Genomic DNA, 17243 nt, shown 5'->3' with positions numbered 1-17243 from the left:
CGCGCCGAACTTCCTACGGTTCCGTAACCTACGGCATCGTAAGTATCGCAGTGCGCAACCTGGCGGCAAGAGCCCGCCAGCCTGCGCGTCCGCACGGACACCTATCCTTGGAGACGGTCGGACAGCGCGGTCCGCTCTGACTTTCTTCCCCGAAGGCCGGACCGTAAGCGGCAACGCCGCCCGGCCCGGCCCGACGGGTTCCTCCCAGACGAGCTTCAACACTGCAAGGAGCCGCACCTGTGAGCAGTGCCGACGACCAGACGACGACCAGCACCGAGCTGCGCGCCGACATCCGCCGACTGGGTGACCTCCTCGGCGAGACCCTCGTACGGCAGGAGGGCCCCGAGCTCCTCGAGCTGGTAGAGAAGGTCCGCCGCCTCACCCGAGAGGACGGCGAGGCCGCCGCCGAGCTGCTGCGCGGCACCGAACTGGAGACCGCGGCCAAGCTGGTCCGCGCCTTCTCCACCTACTTCCACCTGGCCAACGTCACCGAACAGGTCCACCGCGGCCGCGAACTGCGCGCCAAGCGCGCCGCCGAGGGCGGCCTGCTCGCCCGCACCGCCGACCGCCTCAAGGACGCCGACCCCGAGCACATCCGCGAGACGGTCCGCCACCTCAACGTCCGCCCCGTCTTCACGGCCCACCCCACCGAGGCCGCCCGCCGGTCGGTGCTCAACAAACTCCGGCGCATCGCCGCGCTCCTGGAGACCCCGGTCATCGAATCCGACCGCCGCCGCCACGACACCCGGCTGGCCGAGAACATCGACCTCGTCTGGCAGACCGACGAACTGCGCGTCGTCCGCCCCGAACCCGCCGACGAGGCCCGCAACGCCATCTACTACCTCGACGAACTCCACGCGGGCGCCGTCGGCGACGTCCTGGAGGACCTCACCGCCGAACTCGAACGCGTCGGCGTCACCCTCCCGCACGACACCCGCCCGCTGACCTTCGGCACCTGGATCGGCGGCGACCGCGACGGCAACCCCAACGTCACCCCCCAGGTCACCTGGGACGTCCTCATCCTCCAGCACGAACACGGCATCAACGACGCCCTGGAGATGATCGACGAACTCCGCGGCTTCCTCTCCAACTCCATCCGCTACACCGGCGCGACCGAGGAACTCCTGGAGTCGCTGAAGGCCGACCTCGAACGCCTGCCCGAGATCAGCCCCCGCTACAAGCGGCTCAACGCCGAAGAGCCCTACCGCCTCAAGGCCACCTGCATCCGGCAGAAGCTCGAGAACACCAAGCGGCGCCTCGCCACCGGCACCCCCCACGAGCCCGGCCACGACTACCTCGGCACCAGCGAACTCCTGACGGACCTCACCCTCGTCCAGAGCTCCCTGCGCGAGCACCGCGGCGCCCTCTTCGCCGACGGCCGCATGAACCGCACCATCCGCACCCTCGCCGCCTTCGGCCTCCAGCTCGCCACCATGGACGTCCGCGAACACGCCGACGCCCACCACCACGCCCTCGGCCAGCTCTTCGACCGCCTCGGCGAAGAATCCTGGCGGTACGCGGACATGCCCCGCGAATACCGCACCAAGCTCCTCGCCAAGGAACTCCGCTCCCGGCGCCCCCTGGCCGGCACCCCGGCGCCCGTCGACGCCGCCGGCGAGAAGACCCTCGGCGTCTTCCTCACCGTCAAGCGCGCCCTGGAGGTCTTCGGACCCGAGGTCATCGAGTCCTACATCATCTCCATGTGCCAGGGCGCCGACGACGTCTTCGCCGCCGCCGTCCTCGCCCGCGAGGCCGGCCTGATCGACCTGCACGCCGGCTGGGCCAAGATCGGCATCGTCCCCCTCCTGGAGACCACCGACGAACTCAAGGCCGCCGACACCATCCTGGAGGACATGCTCTCCGACCCCTCGTACCGCCGCCTCGTGGCGCTGCGCGGCGACGTCCAGGAGGTCATGCTCGGCTACTCCGACTCCTCCAAGTTCGGCGGCATCACCACCAGCCAGTGGGAGATCCACCGCGCCCAGCGCCGCCTGCGCGACGTCGCCCACCGCTACGGCGTCCGCCTCCGCCTCTTCCACGGCCGCGGCGGCACCGTCGGCCGCGGCGGCGGCCCCTCCCACGACGCCATCCTCGCCCAGCCCTGGGGCACCCTCGAAGGCGAGATCAAGGTCACCGAACAGGGCGAGGTCATCTCCGACAAGTACCTCATCCCGTCCCTGGCCAGGGAAAACCTGGAACTGACCGTCGCGGCCACCCTCCAGGCCTCCGCCCTGCACACCGCCCCCCGCCAGTCCGACGAAGCCCTCGCCCGCTGGGACGCCGCCATGGACGTCGCCAGCGACGCCGCCCACGCCGCCTACCGCAGGCTCGTCGAGGACCCCGACCTCCCGGCGTACTTCCTCGCGTCCACGCCGGTGGACCAGCTCGCCGACCTGCACCTGGGCTCCCGGCCCTCCCGCCGCCCCGGCTCCGGCGTCTCGCTCGACGGCCTGCGCGCCATCCCCTGGGTCTTCGGCTGGACCCAGTCCCGGCAGATCGTCCCCGGCTGGTTCGGCGTCGGCTCCGGCCTCAAGGCCCTGCGCGAGGCGGGCCTGGACACCGTGCTCGACGAGATGCACGAACAGTGGCACTTCTTCCGCAACTTCATCTCCAACGTCGAGATGACCCTCGCCAAGACCGACCTGCGCATCGCCCGCCACTACGTCGACACCCTCGTCCCCGACGAGCTCAAGCACGTCTTCGACACCATCCAGGCCGAACACGAGCTCACCGTCGCCGAGGTCATGAAGATCACCGGCGAGCGGGAACTGCTGGACGCCCAGCCCGCCCTCCAGCAGACCTTCGCCATCCGCGACGCCTACCTCGACCCCATCTCCTACCTCCAGGTCGCCCTGCTCAAGCGCCAGCGCGACGCCGCCACCGCCGGCGAGGAACCCGACCCCCTCCTCGCCCGCGCCCTCCTCCTCACCGTCAACGGCGTCGCCGCCGGCCTGCGCAACACCGGCTGACCCGCACCACCCGACACACGGGGGCGGCCCCCCCCCCCCCCCGGGGGGGGGGGGGCCCCCCCCCCCGCCCCCGGCCGGCCCCCCCCCCGGCCCCCCCCCCGCCCCGCCCCCCCCCCCCCCCACCCCCCCCCCCCCCCACACCGGCGTCGCCGCCGGCCTGCGCAACCCCGGCTGACCCGCACCCCCCGACACCCGGGGGCCCCCCCGCACCCCCCCGGTTCCGGGGGCGCCCCCGTCCGTCGTCACGGTGCGTCCGCCGTACGGCGCTCAGACCGTCAGGAACGCCGCCGACAACAACGCCACCCCCGACCCCGCCAGCACCCACCCCACCCGCGAACGACCCAGCCCGCCCGCCACCACCACCGACGCCAGCAGCAGCGCACCCCCCAGCGGCACCCACGCGTACAGCACCCCCGCCGGACCCGACCGCACCACCTCGTCACTGTCCGGCTTGATCACCACCGTGTACGTCCGGCCCTTGCGCACGGCCACCGACTTCTCGATCACCACCCGCGCCCGCGCCGTCGACCCCGCCGACAACGGCGTGTACGGCCCCGAACACGACTCCTCACCACACCGGGCCACCACGATCGTGCCCTGCTCCCGCCCCTTCGTCAGCATCACGTGCTGCGCCGTCCCCCACGACCCCCACACCCCCGCGACCAGGATGAGCACGGCGACCGCGCCCATCGCCGCCAGCCGGCCGAACCGCAGCGCGACGAGCGAAGCCGGACGCGAGACCGGACGGGACGCCGGACGGGACGCCGGACGGGCGGACCCCCGGCCCTTACGGGACGGCGCCCGGCCCTTGGACGACGACCCCCGGCGCGACCGCGCCCCACGGGACGATGCGGCTGTGACAGGCATGGCGAGGATCATTGGCCATGCCTGAACGGCCCGTCAACCTCCGCCGTGGAACCGGCCTCAGCAAGCGCCTCAGGAGTTGTACGTGCCCTGCGCCCGCTCCAACCCCTCGATCACCAGACACTCCACCGCGTCCGCAGCCCGGTCCACGAACCAGTCCAGCTCCTTGCGCTCCGCCGACGCGAAGTCCTTCAGCACGAAATCCGCCACCTGCATCCGCCCCGGCGGCCGCCCGATCCCGAACCGCACCCGGTGGTAGTCCGCACCGAACGCCTTCGTCATCGACTTCAGCCCGTTGTGCCCGTTGTCCCCGCCCCCCAGCTTCAGCCGCAGCGTCCCGTAGTCGATGTCCAGCTCGTCATGGACCGCCACCACGTTCGCCACCGGCACCTTGTAGAAGTCCCGCAGCGCGTTCACCGGACCACCGGAGAGATTCATGTACGACATCGGCTTCGCCAGGACCACCCGCCGGTTCGCCGGCCCCGGCGGACCGATCCGCCCCTCGACGACCTGCGCCTGCGCCTTGCTCGCCCGCTTGAACCTCCCCCCGACCCGCTCGGCCAGCAGATCGGCCACCATGAACCCCACGTTGTGCCGGTTCATCGCGTACTCCGGCCCCGGATTGCCCAGCCCCACGATCAGCCAGGGGGCGTTGGGGTCGCTCGTCACGTCCATGTCTCCTTGATACGCGCCAGCCGCTGCCCCCGTACACGACGCACGGGAACAGCGGCTGACGAAAGAACGACGAAGGTGAGGATCAGGCCTCGGCGACCTCGGCGCCCTCGGCCGCCTCGCCCTCCGCGGCCTCCTCGGCCTGCGCGGCCAGCACCTGGAGGACGACCGCGTCCTCGTCGACCGCCAGCGTCACACCGTTCGGCAGCTTGATGTCCTTGGCGTGGACCGAGGCACCGGCCGCCAGACCCTCCACGGACACGGTGACCGCCTCCGGGATGTGCGTGGCCTCGGCCTCGACCGGCAGCGCGTTCAGCACGTGCTCGAGCAGGTTGCCGCCCGCGGCCAGCTCACCCTCGGTCTGGACCGGGATCTCGACCGTGACCTTCTCGCCCCGCTTGACCAGCAGCAGGTCGACGTGCTCCAGGAAGCCCTTCAGCGGGTCGCGCTGCACGGCCTTCGGGATCGCCAGCTCGTTGGACTTGCCGTCGATGTCCAGGGAGATCAGGACGTTCGGCGTACGCAGCGCCAGCAGCAGGTCGTGCCCCGGCAGGGTCAGGTGCAGCGGCTGCGAGCCGTGACCGTACAGAACACCGGGGACCTTGTTGTCGCGGCGGATACGACGCGCGGCACCCTTGCCGAACTCGGTGCGCGTCTCGGCGGCGAGCTTCACCTCGGACATATGGATCACTCCTCGTGGAAGTCAGGAACGGACGTGGTCACCCGGCCACGAACGGCCTGCTACGAAGAGCGCGTCGATAACGGACCGCCGTACCACCGTCCGAAGACGACGTACGGCCTCCCTCGCCGAGCAACTGGAACAGTCTACTCGGCGCGGAAGGCCGCAGAGAAATCGATCCGCCGATCGAATCGTCGAGCGATCGATCAGAGGGAACCGTCAGCAGAATCGATCATGCGCAGCGTTCGGCAGCTCACTGCTCGTCGAACAGGCTCGTCACCGAACCGTCCTCGAACACCTCACGCACCGCACTCGCGATCGTCGGCGCGATCGACAGCACCGTGATCTTGTCCAGCTCCAGCTCACCCGGCGTCGGCAGCGTGTTCGTGAACACGAACTCACTCACCTTCGAGTTCTTCAGACGATCGGCCGCCGGACCCGACAGCACACCGTGCGTCGCCGTCACGATCACGTCCTCCGCACCGTGCGCGAACAACGCGTCCGCGGCCGCACAGATCGTGCCACCCGTGTCGATCATGTCGTCCACCAGGACGCACACCCGGCCCTTGACCTCGCCCACGACCTCGTGGACCGTCACCTGGTTCGCCACGTCCTTGTCACGCCGCTTGTGCACGATCGCCAGCGGCGCCCCCAGACGGTCGCACCAGCGGTCCGCCACCCGCACACGGCCGGCGTCCGGCGAGACCACCGTCAGCTTCGTCTTGTCCACCTTGCTGCCCACGTAGTCCGCCAGCAGCGGCAGCGCGAACAGGTGATCCACCGGACCGTCGAAGAAGCCCTGGATCTGGTCCGTGTGCAGATCGACGGTGAGGATCCGGTCCGCACCCGCCGTCTTCATCATGTCCGCGATCAGACGCGCCGAGATCGGCTCACGACCACGGTGCTTCTTGTCCTGCCGCGCATAACCGTAGAACGGCACGATCACCGTGATCGAACGCGCCGACGCACGCTTCAGAGCGTCGATCATGATCAACTGTTCCATGATCCACTTGTTGATCGGAGCCGTGTGGCTCTGGATCAGGAAACAGTCCGCACCACGAGCGGACTCCTGATAACGCACATAGATCTCACCATTGGCGAAATCGAAGGCCTTCGTCGGGACGACCCCGACACCCAGCTGGTGGGCGACCTCCTCGGCAAGCTCGGGGTGGGCGCGGCCGGAGAAGAACATCAACTTCTTCTCGCCGGTCGTCTTGATCCCGGTCACAGCACAGTCTCCTCAGAGGTTTCTCAGCCGGCTGTCGAGAGACCTCGCCACTGGGCGCGACGCGGCCGTCTCGGCTGGTGGGGTGCGGGTTGCACCTATCACGGTACGCCGAGATCGGCGTGACCGTTTCCCCTCACTCCTCGCCACCACCCTGCCCGGACACCGCCTCGGCCGCCTTCGCCGCCGCACTGCCCGGACGCTTACGAGCCACCCAACCCTCGATATTCCGCTGCTGACCACGGGCCACAGCCAACGAACCGGGCGGCACATCCTTCGTGATCACAGACCCCGCAGCGGTGTACGCCCCGTCCCCCACCGTGACAGGAGCCACAAACATGTTGTCCGAACCCGTACGGCAATGCGACCCCACCGTCGTGTGGTGCTTGTCCTGCCCGTCATAATTCACGAACACACTCGCCGCACCGATGTTCGTGTACTCACCGATCGTCGCGTCACCGACATACGACAGGTGCGGAACCTTCGTCCCCTCACCGATCGACGCGTTCTTCGTCTCGACGTACGTCCCCACCTTCGCCTTCAACCCCAGACGCGTCCCCGGACGCAGATACGCGAACGGACCCACCGACGCCTGCGCACCCACCCGCGCACCATCGGCCACCGTGTTGTCCACCCGCGCCCCCGCACCCACCGACGTGTCCTTCAAACGACTGTTCGGACCCACCTCGGCACCCTCACCGACATGCGTCGACCCCAGCAACTGTGTCCCCGGATGCACCACCGCGTCCTGCTCGAACGTCACCGTCACATCCACCCACGTCGACGCCGGATCCACCACCGTCACACCGGCCAACATCGCGGCCGTCAACAGACGGTCATTGAGAATCCGCCGCGCCTCCGCCAACTGCACCCGGTTGTTGATCCCCGCGATCTCACGGTGATCACCCGCCAGCGACGCACCCACCCGATGACCCGCCTCACGCAGAATCGACAGCACGTCCGTCAGGTACTCCTCACCCTGACTGTTGTCCGTCCGCACCTGCTTCAGCGCCTCCGCCAGCAGCACACCGTCGAACGCGAACACACCCGAATTGATCTCACGGATCGCCCGCTGCGCCTGCGTCGCGTCCTTGTGCTCCACGATCGCGGTCACCGCACCGGACACCTCGTCCCGCACGATCCGCCCGTACCCCGTCGCGTCCGGCACCTCCGCCGTCAGCACCGTCACGGCGTTCCCGTCCGCCTCGTGCGTCGCCGCCAGCTCCGCCAGCGTCGCACCCGTCAGCAGCGGAGTGTCACCGCAGACGACCACGACCGTCCCCTCGACGACCCCGCCCAGCTGCTCCAGACCCATCCGGACGGCGTGCCCCGTACCGTGCTGCTCCGCCTGGATCGCGGTCCGCACCTTGGGGTCGATCCCCGTGAGGTGCTCGGTGACCTGCTCCCGCGCGTGCCCGACCACGACGACCAGGTTCTCCGGCTTCAACTCACGGGCGGCCGCCATCACATGACCCACGAGGCTGCGGCCACAGATCTCGTGCAGGACCTTGGGTGTGGCCGACTTCATGCGGGTGCCCTCACCCGCTGCGAGAACGACGACGGCTGCCGGGCGAATGGCGCTCACGGAGTTGCCCTTCGGCTGTGTAGGGGTGGAGACATCCGAAGGATACCGGGGCGTTTCTTGGGGGACATGTGAGTGGGCCCTGACGTTGCTGTCAGGGCCCACTTGTGCGGGGGCTCCCGGAGAAGGACTCGAACCCTCATTCAACGGACCAAAACCGTTTGTCCTACCTTTAGACGATCCGGGAAGATTGTGCACTATGTCCGATTTCGTTGATCGGCTTCACGCACGGACACCACTATGCCGTACCAGGAGCCCTCAATGCGACGGTACAAGTCGGCTCCTTTCAGGACTTTGATGACCAGGCAGCCTCGGTAGGAGTCGCCGATGTTCTTCCGGACTGTCTTGGGGTTGTGCTTCTTGAGTGTCGTCTTGTTGAACGCTGTGCCGTCGGCGCCGACCAGGTCGGCCCAGTACCGCTCGGCGGCCGGAACATCCGCGTTCTCGTGAATCATGACGGTAAAGCGCAGCCGGTCCCGCGCCACTCCAAGGAGATCCAGCCAGGCCAGAAAGACCTCGATCATGCCTGGGTCGCTGTTGACGAACGTGACGACCTCACGCCGTTCGTACGGCTTGTCCTTGCTGCCCTCGGCCCAGTACAAACCGACGCCCAAGAGGAACAACTCGCGGTCGGACAGTGCGCCGATCCTGGCGGCGGCCCCGGTCTTGGTCCGCTGTCGTTCCTTGTCGCGGATGCGGAGCTTCGCCTCCCATCCCTTTCTGGCGATCGCCGCCGCCTCGTCGCGGCTGCGTCGGCGCTCGGGGCGCGGCAGGTCCCGTACCCACAGTGACACCGAACTCCTGGAGCACCCCAGCTCGGCCTCGATCTGGTCGTAGGTCCAGCCCTGGAGGCGCAGGTGCCTGGCTTTGGCGCGGAGGTCGTCCTTTGCGCGCGGTCGCTTCGTCCACTCCGGTGGCGGCTCGCCCTTCACCAGTTGGTTGAGGATGTCGTTGTTGTAGATCTTCAGCTCGTCGCGGATCTGCCGGAGGCTGTAGCCGGCTCGCCGCAGGGCGACCGCCCGGTTCCGTAACGCCTCGAAGTCCGCGTACTTGCCTTTGGTAAGTGCCATACGGATATCGTCCGGGCGGAATGAGAGGTTCCGGGGTCGAACGGTCGTGGTTCAGCAGTTCGAGGGATACCGGTGGGTTTCGGGGTTGTTCGGTTGTGGGGCGTGGTGTGGGCCGGTCGTGGAAAGTCGCCGGAAAAGCCGGGGCCGGCGCCCGTAGGCTGGGGGCATGACCACGACGGGGGAAGAGGGCACGGCGGCTCGGGGAGGGCCGTGGTGGTGGGCCAGGCGCCGTAGTGCGGTGTTCGACTGCGGGCTGGCGGTGGTGTCGGCCGCGGAGTGTGCGGTGGAGGGGGTTCCGTTCGCGCGGGACGCGGGGATCCCGGTGGTGGCGGGGGTGGTCTTCGGGCTGCTCGCGGGGTCCGTGTTGCTGGTGCGCAGGCAGTGGCCCATCGCGGTGGTGCTGGTGTCGATCGCGATCACCCCGGCCCAGATGGGCTTCCTGATGGGGATCGTGGGGCTGTACACGCTGGCCGCGTCGGAGCTGCCGCGGCGGATCATCGGGTCGCTGGCGGGGATGCAGCTGGTGGGGACGTTGATCGTGATGTTCGTGCGGGTGCGGCAGGACATGGTGCGGGGGGATCTGGATCTGGGGGACTGGTTCGTGCCGTTCGCCTCGATCACGACGTCGTTGGGGCTGACGGCGCCGCCGGTGCTGCTGGGGTTGTACGTGGGGGCGCGGCGGCGGCTGATGGAGAGTCTGCGGGAGCGGGCGGACAGTCTGGAGCGGGAGTTGCAGCTGCTGGCCGAGCGGGCGGAGGAGCGGGCCGAGTGGGCGCGGAGTGAGGAGCGGACGCGGATCGCTCGGGAGATGCATGACGTGGTGGCGCACCGGGTGAGTCTGATGGTGGTGCATGCGGCGGCGTTGCAGGCGGTGGCGCGGAAGGATCCGGAGAAGGCGGTGCGCAATGCCGCGTTGGTGGGGGACATGGGGCGGCAGGCGTTGACGGAGTTGCGGGAGATGTTGGGGGTGTTGCGCAGCGGGGAGGGGGTGCGGCGGGTGGCGGCGCCGGTGGCGGTGGTGGCGCCGGTGGTGTCGCGGGGTGGGGAGGAGGGTGAGGGGCCGTGTCTGTCGGAGTTGGAGGAGTTGGTGGGGCAGTCGGCGGCTGCGGGGATGGTGGTGGAGTTGTCGGTGGAGGGTGAGGTGCGGGCGTATGCGCCGGAGGTGGAGCAGACGGCGTTCCGGGTGGTGCAGGAGGCGTTGACGAATGTGCACAAGCATGCGGCGGGGGCGAAGACGCGTGTGCGGTTGGCGCATCGGGTGGCGGAGATCGCGATGCAGGTGGAGAACGAGCCGCCGTCGGAGGTGGGGTCGGCGTCGTCGGCGGGGTTGCCGTCGGGGGGGAACGGTTTGGTGGGGATGAGGGAGCGGGTGGTGGGGTTGGGTGGGGTGTTCGTGTCGGGGCCGACGGAGGCGGGGGGTTTTCGGGTGTCGGCGGTGATTCCGGCGGCGTAGGCGGGTTGCGTGGCCGGGGGTGGGGTGGTCAGCCGGCGGTGAGGCGGACGGGTTGGATGCCGGAGACGAGGGTGCCGAGGGCTTGGTCGATGTCGGGGCCGAGGTACCAGTCGCCGGTGTGGTCGAGGGCGTAGACGCGGCCTTGGGCGTCGATGGCGAGGAGGGCCTGGCTGTCGGTTTCGGTGCCGAGGGGGCTGAGGTCGGTGTGGAGGGCGCGGCCGAGGTCGCCGAGGGTGCGGGCGAGGTGGAGGCCGTGGAGGGGGTCGAGGTCGAGGTTGACGGGGGCGATCTGGCGGCCGGGGCCGGTGGGGGTGATGTGGAGGCCGCCGAATTCGGCCCAGGCTTCGACGGCGGCTGGGAAGACGGCGTGGCGGTGCCCGGCGGGGGAGGTGTGGTCGCGGAGGGTGTCGGCCCAGATCTCGGCTTGTTTGATGTCCCAGCGTCCGGGTTGCCAGCCGGCGGAGCGGAGGGCCGCGTCGACGGGGACGGGGAAGCGGGTGGTGGAGGTGCGGTCGGGGTGCATGGGCCTGTCGTGGGTCGGGGTGGGGGTCGGGGTCGTGGGGGCCGCCGTGATGGGGGTGTGTGGGGTGTGTGGGGGTGTGGGGTAGGGGGTCAGGCGTCGGTCGCGGTGGGGTCGATGATGCGTACGCCGAAGTGGGCGCTGAGGGCGGTGCAGGCGCGGCAGGGGGTGGCGAAGCTGCCGTGGAGGGGGTCGCCGTCCTCGCGGATGCGTCGTGCGGTGAGTTTGGCGTGTTTGAGGGTTTTGCGGGCTTCGCCGTTGGTCATGGGTCTGCGGGCCGCGCGTTTGCTGCGGGCGGAGTCGGCGGCGGTGATGTGGCGGGAGATGAGGAGTGCCTCGGCGCAGCGGCCGGTGAAGCGGTCGCGTTGGCTGCTGGTGAGGGTGTCGAGGAAGTCCTGGACGAGGGGGTGGAGTGCCGGGGGGTGGTCGCCGCGGGCGGCGGTGCCGGTGAGGGTGGCGCCGCGGACGGAGAGGGCGGCGGCGATGGCGGGGAGTATGCCGTCGCGGCGGTGGTGGAGGGTGGGGGCGTGGGGAGTCTCGTCGTGGCTCCAGCCGATGCGGGGGTCGCCGGAGTGGCCGGTGTGCGGTCCCGTTTGCGTGGCGTTCATGATCGTCTTTCCCCTCCCTTGCATCCCCCCGGAGCACACAGGGTGCCAAATGGCGTGGCGTGTGTGGAAGCTGGGGCGGTGCGACACGCCCGTGCGGGGGCGGGCTGTCACGGCGGGGTGACGGCTGGTCACGGAAGTGGAGGGCCGGTGACCGGTGTCGTCGTACCGCATAGGCTGTCGGCACCGCCCGGCGCGCGGTTGACGCGCGGGGAGACCGTTGGAGACAGCCGCATACGGGATGCGGTGGCCGGTACCGGAAGCGGAACCGGTCGCTGTGGTCCGTACCGAGTGCCGCAGGGGGCAACCGCGATGACGACAGGTCGGCTCGGGCTGGGGGCACCGCCCAGCCGCCAGGCCGGGGGACACGCCGTGCCGCCGAACGCGGCTTATGCGGGGCAGGTCGTGCATTTCCCGGATCCGGTGCGTGCCGCGCGTCACCCGAGGGGGGTACGGGTCGATGAGCGGGGTTACCCGGACTTCTCCTCGTACGCGCGGGCGGCGGCGGAGATCGCGGAGCCTCCGGAGGGGTTCGGGGTCGATGAGTTGCGGCTGACGGACTATGTGTCGGCGAACGCGGCGCTGGCGGCGTCGGGGCACGAGTTGTGGGACACGGTGGCGAGTGTGGCGACGCCGCACGGCTGGACGTGGCATCACGTGGTGGGGTCGCGGCGGCTCGAGCTGGTGCCGGTCGAGGTGAAGGCGTTGTTGCGGCATCACGGTGGTGTGGCGACGGCGGTGGTGGATCAGGGGAAGCGGGGGACGCGTCCGTTGCAGGAGACGCGTCCGGCGCATTTCGGGCTGCCGAAGTCGGGTGTGGCGGTGTCGGAGTCGCAGGTGCAGGGGGTGGAGGAGGATCTGGGGTACCGGTTGCCGGGTGCGTACCGGTCGTTCCTGAAGGCGGCGGGCGGGTGTGCGCCGGTGGGGGTGGCGCTGGACGCGGAGTTGGGGCTGCTGGTGGACCAGCCGTTCTTCACGGTGCGGGACGAGGCGGCGGTCAATGACCTGGTGTATGTGAACAAGTGCCTGCGGGACCATCTGACGAAGGACTATCTGGGTGTCGGGTTCGTGCAGGGTGGTCTGCTGGCGGTGAAGGTGAAGGGCGAGCGGGTCGGTTCGGTGTGGTTCTGCGCGTACGACGACGCGCGGGACGTGGATCCGGCGTGGTCGCCGGCGGAGCGGGTGGAGCGGTTGTTGCTGCCGTGCGGTGAGGATTTCGACGCGTTCCTGTCGCGTCTGGCGGGGCGGCCGCCGGAGTTGGAGACGGTGGCGAACCTGATGGTGGACGGTGGGTTCGCGCGGGTCGTGCCGGTGTCGTCCGTGGGCGCGGGGGAGTGATTCGGCGATGGTGACGTTCGCGCAGGCGCAGGAGCGCGGGGAAGAGTGGGTCAACGGGGACGTTCCGGCGTACCAGCATCGTGAGGTGCGGGTGCGGGAGTTCGGACTCGGGTTCGTGGTGTGGGCCGAGGACCGTGCGGAGGGGCCGCGGTCGGACGGGGGCGGGCAGCGGTTGGTGCTGGCCCGGGACAGCGGGGAGGTCTCGTTGTGGCCGTCGTTGCCGGTGGGCGAGGTGATCCGGCGGTACGAGGAGGAGTACGGGCGTCCGGAGGGTGAGGTCGCCGATGCGGTGCCGGCGCCGGCGGCGCGGGTGGATCTGAATCAGACGTCGTTCCTGTTGTCGCCGCCGGAGTGGTTGCAGGAGGCGGCGGACCGGCTGGGGATCGGGGAGCGGGAGCAGGGGCAGGGGGCTGCGCAGGGGCAGGGGGCTGCGGACGGGCAGGGTGCCGGTGGGGCCGGTGGGTCCGGTGGAGCTGGTGGGTCCGTGACGCCTGATCCGGCGCTGCCTCAGACGCAGGCCGGGGTGCCTGTGGATGCGGGGGCTGGTGCCGGTGCCGGGGTGGGCTCGGGCTCGGGGGCTGGTGCAGGTTCGGGTGCCGGTGCCGGTGCGTCCGGGCCTTCTGTTCCGGAGGCGCCCGCCGTGCCGGTCGGGGCCACGCCCTGGACGGGTACGGACACCAACGCCGATCCGGGGGACGACCGTTCCGTTCCGCTTCCCGCGACGGTCTTCGCGCCGCCGTTGAGCGGTTCCGACGACGAGGTGCGGCCGCCCTCGTCCCAGCCCGACGCCAAGACGGCGCTGATCTCTGGCGGCAGCCGGCTCCCGCCGACGGCGGTGGCACCGGCGCTCGGCAATCCGAACGGGCCGGGTGGTGCGCAGGAGGCGCAGGGCGCGCCGCCCGCGCCGCCTGTGCCTGGCGCGGGTACGCCGAGCGGTGGTGTGCCGGGTGGCACTCCGCCGCCTCCCCCGCCTCCGTCCGGTGCGCAGCCGTACGGCTATCCGCAGGGGCCCGGCGCTCCGGGGGTTCCCCCGACTCCGCCTCCGGGGAGTCCCGGTACTCCGCCTCCGGGTGGTTCTCCGGGCACGCCTCCGCCGGGTGCGCAGTCGTACGGCTACCCGCAGGCCCCGGGTGCGCCGCAGGTTCCCGGCGCTCCGGGCGCTCCGGGCGCTCCGGGTGCTCCAGGTGCCGCGGGTGCCGCGGGCGCCCCGGCGCGGCCGCTGGCGCCGCACGCCGGTGACATCGCCGACGCCGCGACCAGCAAGGCGGCGCCTCCGCGCCGTGGGCGTGGTGGTGGAGCGACCCCGCCGCCCCCGCCGGGAGCGCCGGGGACGCCGGGTGCGCGGCCGGGCGCCACACCGCCCCCGCCTCCTTCTCCGCCCTCCGCCGGCTCGGGTGTGCCGGGTGCGCCAGGTGTGCCAGGTGTGCCTGGCGCTCCGGCGGGCGGTTATGTGCCGACGCAGCTCGTGTCGGCGCTCGGCCCCGACGGGCCGGGGGGACCGGGTAGCCCGGGAGCCCCGGGCGGGTCCAACCCGCCCAACCCGCCCGGTCCGCCCGGTGGGCCGGGACAGGCCGGCCCGCCGGCCCCGCCGACTCCGCCGAACGCCCCCGGCGGCACGCCGCCGGGCGGTGTCCACCATGCCGCCACGATGCTGGCCGATCCCGGTCGGATGGGTCCGGGCGGGGGTGCGCAGCCTCCGGGCGCTCCGGGCGCTCCGGGCGCTCCGGGTGCGCCGGGCGGACCCAACGCGCCTGGTGTCCAGGGTGCTGCGGGCGCCCCCGGTATGCCTGGTGCACCGGGCGGGCACGGCTCCTCGGGGGGTGCGCGGGGTGCCGTTCACCATGCGGAGACGATGCTGGCCGCGCCCCCGTCGGGTGGCCCGGGCGTGCCCCCGCCGCCGCCTGCTCCGTACGCTCCCGGCGTTCCGGGTGCGCCGGGCGCCCCTGGGATGCCTCCGGGCGCCCCGCAGCCGATGCCTCCGGGTGCCGTGCCGCCGCCGGGTGCCGTGCCTCCGCCCGGTGCGATGCCTCCGCCGGGTGTGCCGGTGCCGGGGCAGCCGCCGGCGTACGGGTATCCGCAGCAGGGTCAGCCGACGGTCGGCCCCGGTTACCAGGCCGTGCTGCGCTACCGGGCGCAGGACGGGTCGGAGCAGCAGCTGATCCGGCGTTCGGCGCCGGGGACGCCGCACCCGGAGTGGCAGATCTTCCACGAGCTGCGGGCGATGAACGTGCCGCCGGACCAGGTGCTGGAGCTGCACACCGAGCTGGAGTCGTGCGAGCTGCCGGGTGCGTACTGCGCGCGGATGATCCGGGAGCAGTGGCCGCAGGCGCGCATCACGAGCATCGCCCCCTACGGGGCGGATCACGCGAGCCGGCAGCAGGGGATGCAGCAGTTGCTGGCCCACCAGGGCGAGCTGCACCAGGTCGCGGACGGTCCCGCGCGCCCCGCGCCGGTGCGGGCGCCGTTGCCGCCGGTGCAGCCGGCGCCGCCGATTCCGCCGGAGGCGGTGGCGCAGGAGCTGGGGGCGGCGTTCGGGCCGGGGCTGTTCCGGTTCGAGCAGGCGGCGGTGTCCCGGCAGGGGGTGCCGCCGGTCGTGGCGCACACGCTGGTGGTGGCCGGGCTGCCGATGGACATGGGGCCGTTCTTCTGGGCGCAGGCCCAGCCGGGACGGCCGGTGCCGACGCTGGCGGAGCTGGCGGCGGAGCGGGGGGTGCAGCCTGCGTCGGACGCGGGTTCGTACCTCGTCATGGGCAGTGACTTCGGCAAGGCGATCTGTGTGCAGTACGGGACGGCGAACATCGTCGCCGTGCCGGTGGAGGCGGGGCCGGGCGGGGCGCCGGTGCCGCCGCAGTTCGTGAACACGGGGCTGCCGGAGTTCGCGCGCTGCCTCGCGCTGCTCGGGCGGATGTGGCGGCTGCGGTTCGGTCTGAACCAGGAGCAGGCGGGCCGTTGGACCGTCGACTTCCAGGCTCAGTTGGCCGCGCTGGATCCGGCGGCGCTCGGTTCGCCGGAGAGCTGGTGGTCGGTGCTGCTGGAGCAGATGTGGGACGGGCTGCTGTGAGGCGTACGCCCCGCTGACGTGTGCAGGAGGAGGGCCGGGCCCGGTCGTACGACCGGGCCCGGCCCTTTCGTGTCCGGCGCCGCCCGTACCACGCGCCCGGAGTGTCGCGTTATGAACACTTAAGTCCGATCCATCAAGATATGCGGGAAATCATCATTTCGCGTCTTTTTGGTGGAGAGGGGCTACAGGATGAGCAGCGCCAAAGTGTCAACGCCCGGGTTCGTGACTGTTCTCGGGCGCGGCTACCGGCCCAAAGAGGTCGACACGTACACCGCCGCGCTCTCCGCCGAACGCGATGCCGCCTGGGAGCGGGTCGCCCGGCTCACCGTCCTCGTCAAGGAGATGACGGTGGAGGCCGAGCGGCTGCGCGAGACCGTGCCGCAGCTCGCGCCGCAGACGTACGACAGCCTCGGGGAGCGCGCCCGGCGCCTCTTCCAGCTCGTGCAGGAGGAGGCGTCGGGCGTGCGGGAACAGGCCCGGCGTGAAGCCTCCGAGCAGGTCGCGCAGGCCGAGGCGCGCGCCGCTGCCGTGCGCAGGTCGGCGCGGGAGGAGGCGGAGGAGCTGCGCACGGCGGCCAAGGAGCAGGCCCGTCTGCGGCTGATCGCCGCGCGCGCCGAGGCGCACGGCATCCGGGTCGCCGCCCGGAAGAAGGTGAAGGAGTTCCGCGGCGAGGCGCTCACGGGGCTGCGCGATGTGCGGCAGCGCACCGCCGGTCTGCTCGTCGAGCCGAAGCTGGCGCACGCCGAGCGGCTGGAGGCGCTGGAGCGCGAGGAGGCCGAGCGGGCCGCCGCCTTCGACGCGCAGCACGCCCGGTCGATGGCCCGTGCCGAGGAGGCCCTGGCCGAGGCGGAGCGGGAGTTCGCCGAGGCGGAGGAGGCGTCCCGGCGGCGCCAGGAGGAGGCACGCGCGCGTGCCGCCGAGATCCTCGCCGAGGCGCGTGTGCGCAAGGACCGCATCGCGCGCGAGACGGAACGGGTGCTGCGGGAGCACGGCGAGCGGTGGGACCACGTGCAGGCGCACATGGACTCCGTGCGCAACAACCTGAGCGCGCTCACGGGGCGCGTGGTCGAGTAGCCGGGCCGTTTCCTCCCGGTCCGCCGGGTCCCGGCTCCGGGTTCCCGGTTCCGGTCCGCCGGTTCCCGGCTCCTGGCTCCGGTCCGCCGGTTCCCGGCTCTTGGCTCCCGGCTCCGGTCCGGCTCCGGTCC

General features: G+C 71.4%; 13 protein-coding genes and 1 tRNA gene. 5 read left to right on the top strand and 9 right to left on the bottom strand.

The genetic code is table 11. From position 1 onward, the window contains the following. The first annotated feature begins 239 nt into the window (after positions 1–239). Positions 240–2969 (top strand): phosphoenolpyruvate carboxylase, encoded by a 2730-nt coding sequence (gene ppc, locus ACZ3KJ_RS16645; RefSeq protein WP_467527587.1) that lies wholly within the window; start codon positions 240–242, stop codon positions 2967–2969. Between the two features lie 267 nt (positions 2970–3236). On the opposite strand, the gene ACZ3KJ_RS16640 is transcribed toward ppc, so the two are convergent. The 7 genes from ACZ3KJ_RS16640 to ACZ3KJ_RS16610 all read right to left on the bottom strand — a co-directional run bounded on the left by ACZ3KJ_RS16640 (position 3237) and on the right by ACZ3KJ_RS16610 (position 9061). After that, entirely contained in the window at positions 3237–3836 is a 600-nt protein-coding gene (locus ACZ3KJ_RS16640) for a hypothetical protein (protein ID WP_467527585.1), read from the bottom strand. Between the two features lie 69 nt (positions 3837–3905). Beyond that, the gene (pth, locus tag ACZ3KJ_RS16635) at positions 3906–4508 is read right to left on the bottom strand and encodes an aminoacyl-tRNA hydrolase (RefSeq protein WP_401694960.1); all 603 of its coding nucleotides are present in this window, start codon (positions 4506–4508) and stop codon (positions 3906–3908) included. Positions 4509–4590: 82 nt separating this feature from the next. Then, positions 4591–5187 (bottom strand): 50S ribosomal protein L25/general stress protein Ctc, encoded by a 597-nt coding sequence (locus ACZ3KJ_RS16630; protein ID WP_389522221.1) that lies wholly within the window; start codon positions 5185–5187, stop codon positions 4591–4593. A gap of 250 nt (positions 5188–5437) precedes the next feature. Next, complete coding sequence (locus tag ACZ3KJ_RS16625; protein WP_467527584.1) at positions 5438–6412, bottom strand: ribose-phosphate diphosphokinase; 975 nt, start codon at positions 6410–6412, stop codon at positions 5438–5440. Between the two features lie 133 nt (positions 6413–6545). Continuing rightward, positions 6546–7994, bottom strand: a complete 1449-nt coding sequence (gene glmU / locus ACZ3KJ_RS16620) for a bifunctional UDP-N-acetylglucosamine diphosphorylase/glucosamine-1-phosphate N-acetyltransferase GlmU (protein WP_467527583.1) — start codon at positions 7992–7994, stop codon at positions 6546–6548. A gap of 113 nt (positions 7995–8107) precedes the next feature. Further along, positions 8108–8178 (bottom strand) — tRNA-Gln (locus ACZ3KJ_RS16615). Positions 8179–8188: 10 nt separating this feature from the next. Then, positions 8189–9061: a hypothetical protein gene (locus ACZ3KJ_RS16610; RefSeq protein ID WP_467527582.1), complete on the bottom strand. Its 873-nt coding sequence runs from the start codon at positions 9059–9061 to the stop codon at positions 8189–8191. Between the two features lie 166 nt (positions 9062–9227). Here ACZ3KJ_RS16610 and ACZ3KJ_RS16605 point away from each other — a divergent pair, with 166 nt between their 5' ends. Then, positions 9228–10514, top strand: a complete 1287-nt coding sequence (locus tag ACZ3KJ_RS16605) for a sensor histidine kinase (protein ID WP_467527580.1) — start codon at positions 9228–9230, stop codon at positions 10512–10514. Positions 10515–10542: 28 nt separating this feature from the next. Here ACZ3KJ_RS16605 and ACZ3KJ_RS16600 read toward each other — a convergent pair whose 3' ends face one another. Together ACZ3KJ_RS16600 and ACZ3KJ_RS16595 are read right to left on the bottom strand one after the other, a co-directional pair. Next, positions 10543–11037, bottom strand: a complete 495-nt coding sequence (locus ACZ3KJ_RS16600) for an SUKH-3 domain-containing protein (protein ID WP_467527578.1) — start codon at positions 11035–11037, stop codon at positions 10543–10545. Between the two features lie 89 nt (positions 11038–11126). Beyond that, positions 11127–11642: a YwqJ-related putative deaminase gene (locus ACZ3KJ_RS16595; RefSeq protein WP_467527576.1), complete on the bottom strand. Its 516-nt coding sequence runs from the start codon at positions 11640–11642 to the stop codon at positions 11127–11129. Positions 11643–11951: 309 nt separating this feature from the next. Here ACZ3KJ_RS16595 and ACZ3KJ_RS16590 point away from each other — a divergent pair, with 309 nt between their 5' ends. The 3 genes from ACZ3KJ_RS16590 to ACZ3KJ_RS16580 all read left to right on the top strand — a co-directional run bounded on the left by ACZ3KJ_RS16590 (position 11952) and on the right by ACZ3KJ_RS16580 (position 17112). Next, on the top strand, positions 11952–12977 hold the full coding sequence (locus tag ACZ3KJ_RS16590) for an SMI1/KNR4 family protein (protein WP_467527575.1): 1026 nt from the start codon (positions 11952–11954) through the stop codon (positions 12975–12977). 7 nt (positions 12978–12984) lie between these two features. Beyond that, positions 12985–16038, top strand: coding sequence for an SUKH-4 family immunity protein (locus ACZ3KJ_RS16585; protein WP_467527573.1), 3054 nt, complete (start codon positions 12985–12987; stop codon positions 16036–16038). Positions 16039–16227: 189 nt separating this feature from the next. Continuing rightward, positions 16228–17112 carry a cellulose-binding protein gene (locus tag ACZ3KJ_RS16580; protein WP_467527571.1) on the top strand — a complete coding sequence of 295 codons (885 nt, stop codon included), beginning with the start codon at positions 16228–16230 and terminating at the stop codon, positions 17110–17112. The last annotated feature ends 131 nt before the right edge of the window (positions 17113–17243 follow it).

The sequence above is a fragment of the Streptomyces sp. NPDC003248 genome (assembly GCF_055563235.1).
The sequence above is the reverse complement of the archived record's forward strand: the minus strand, read 5'-3'. Positions and strand labels throughout refer to the sequence as shown.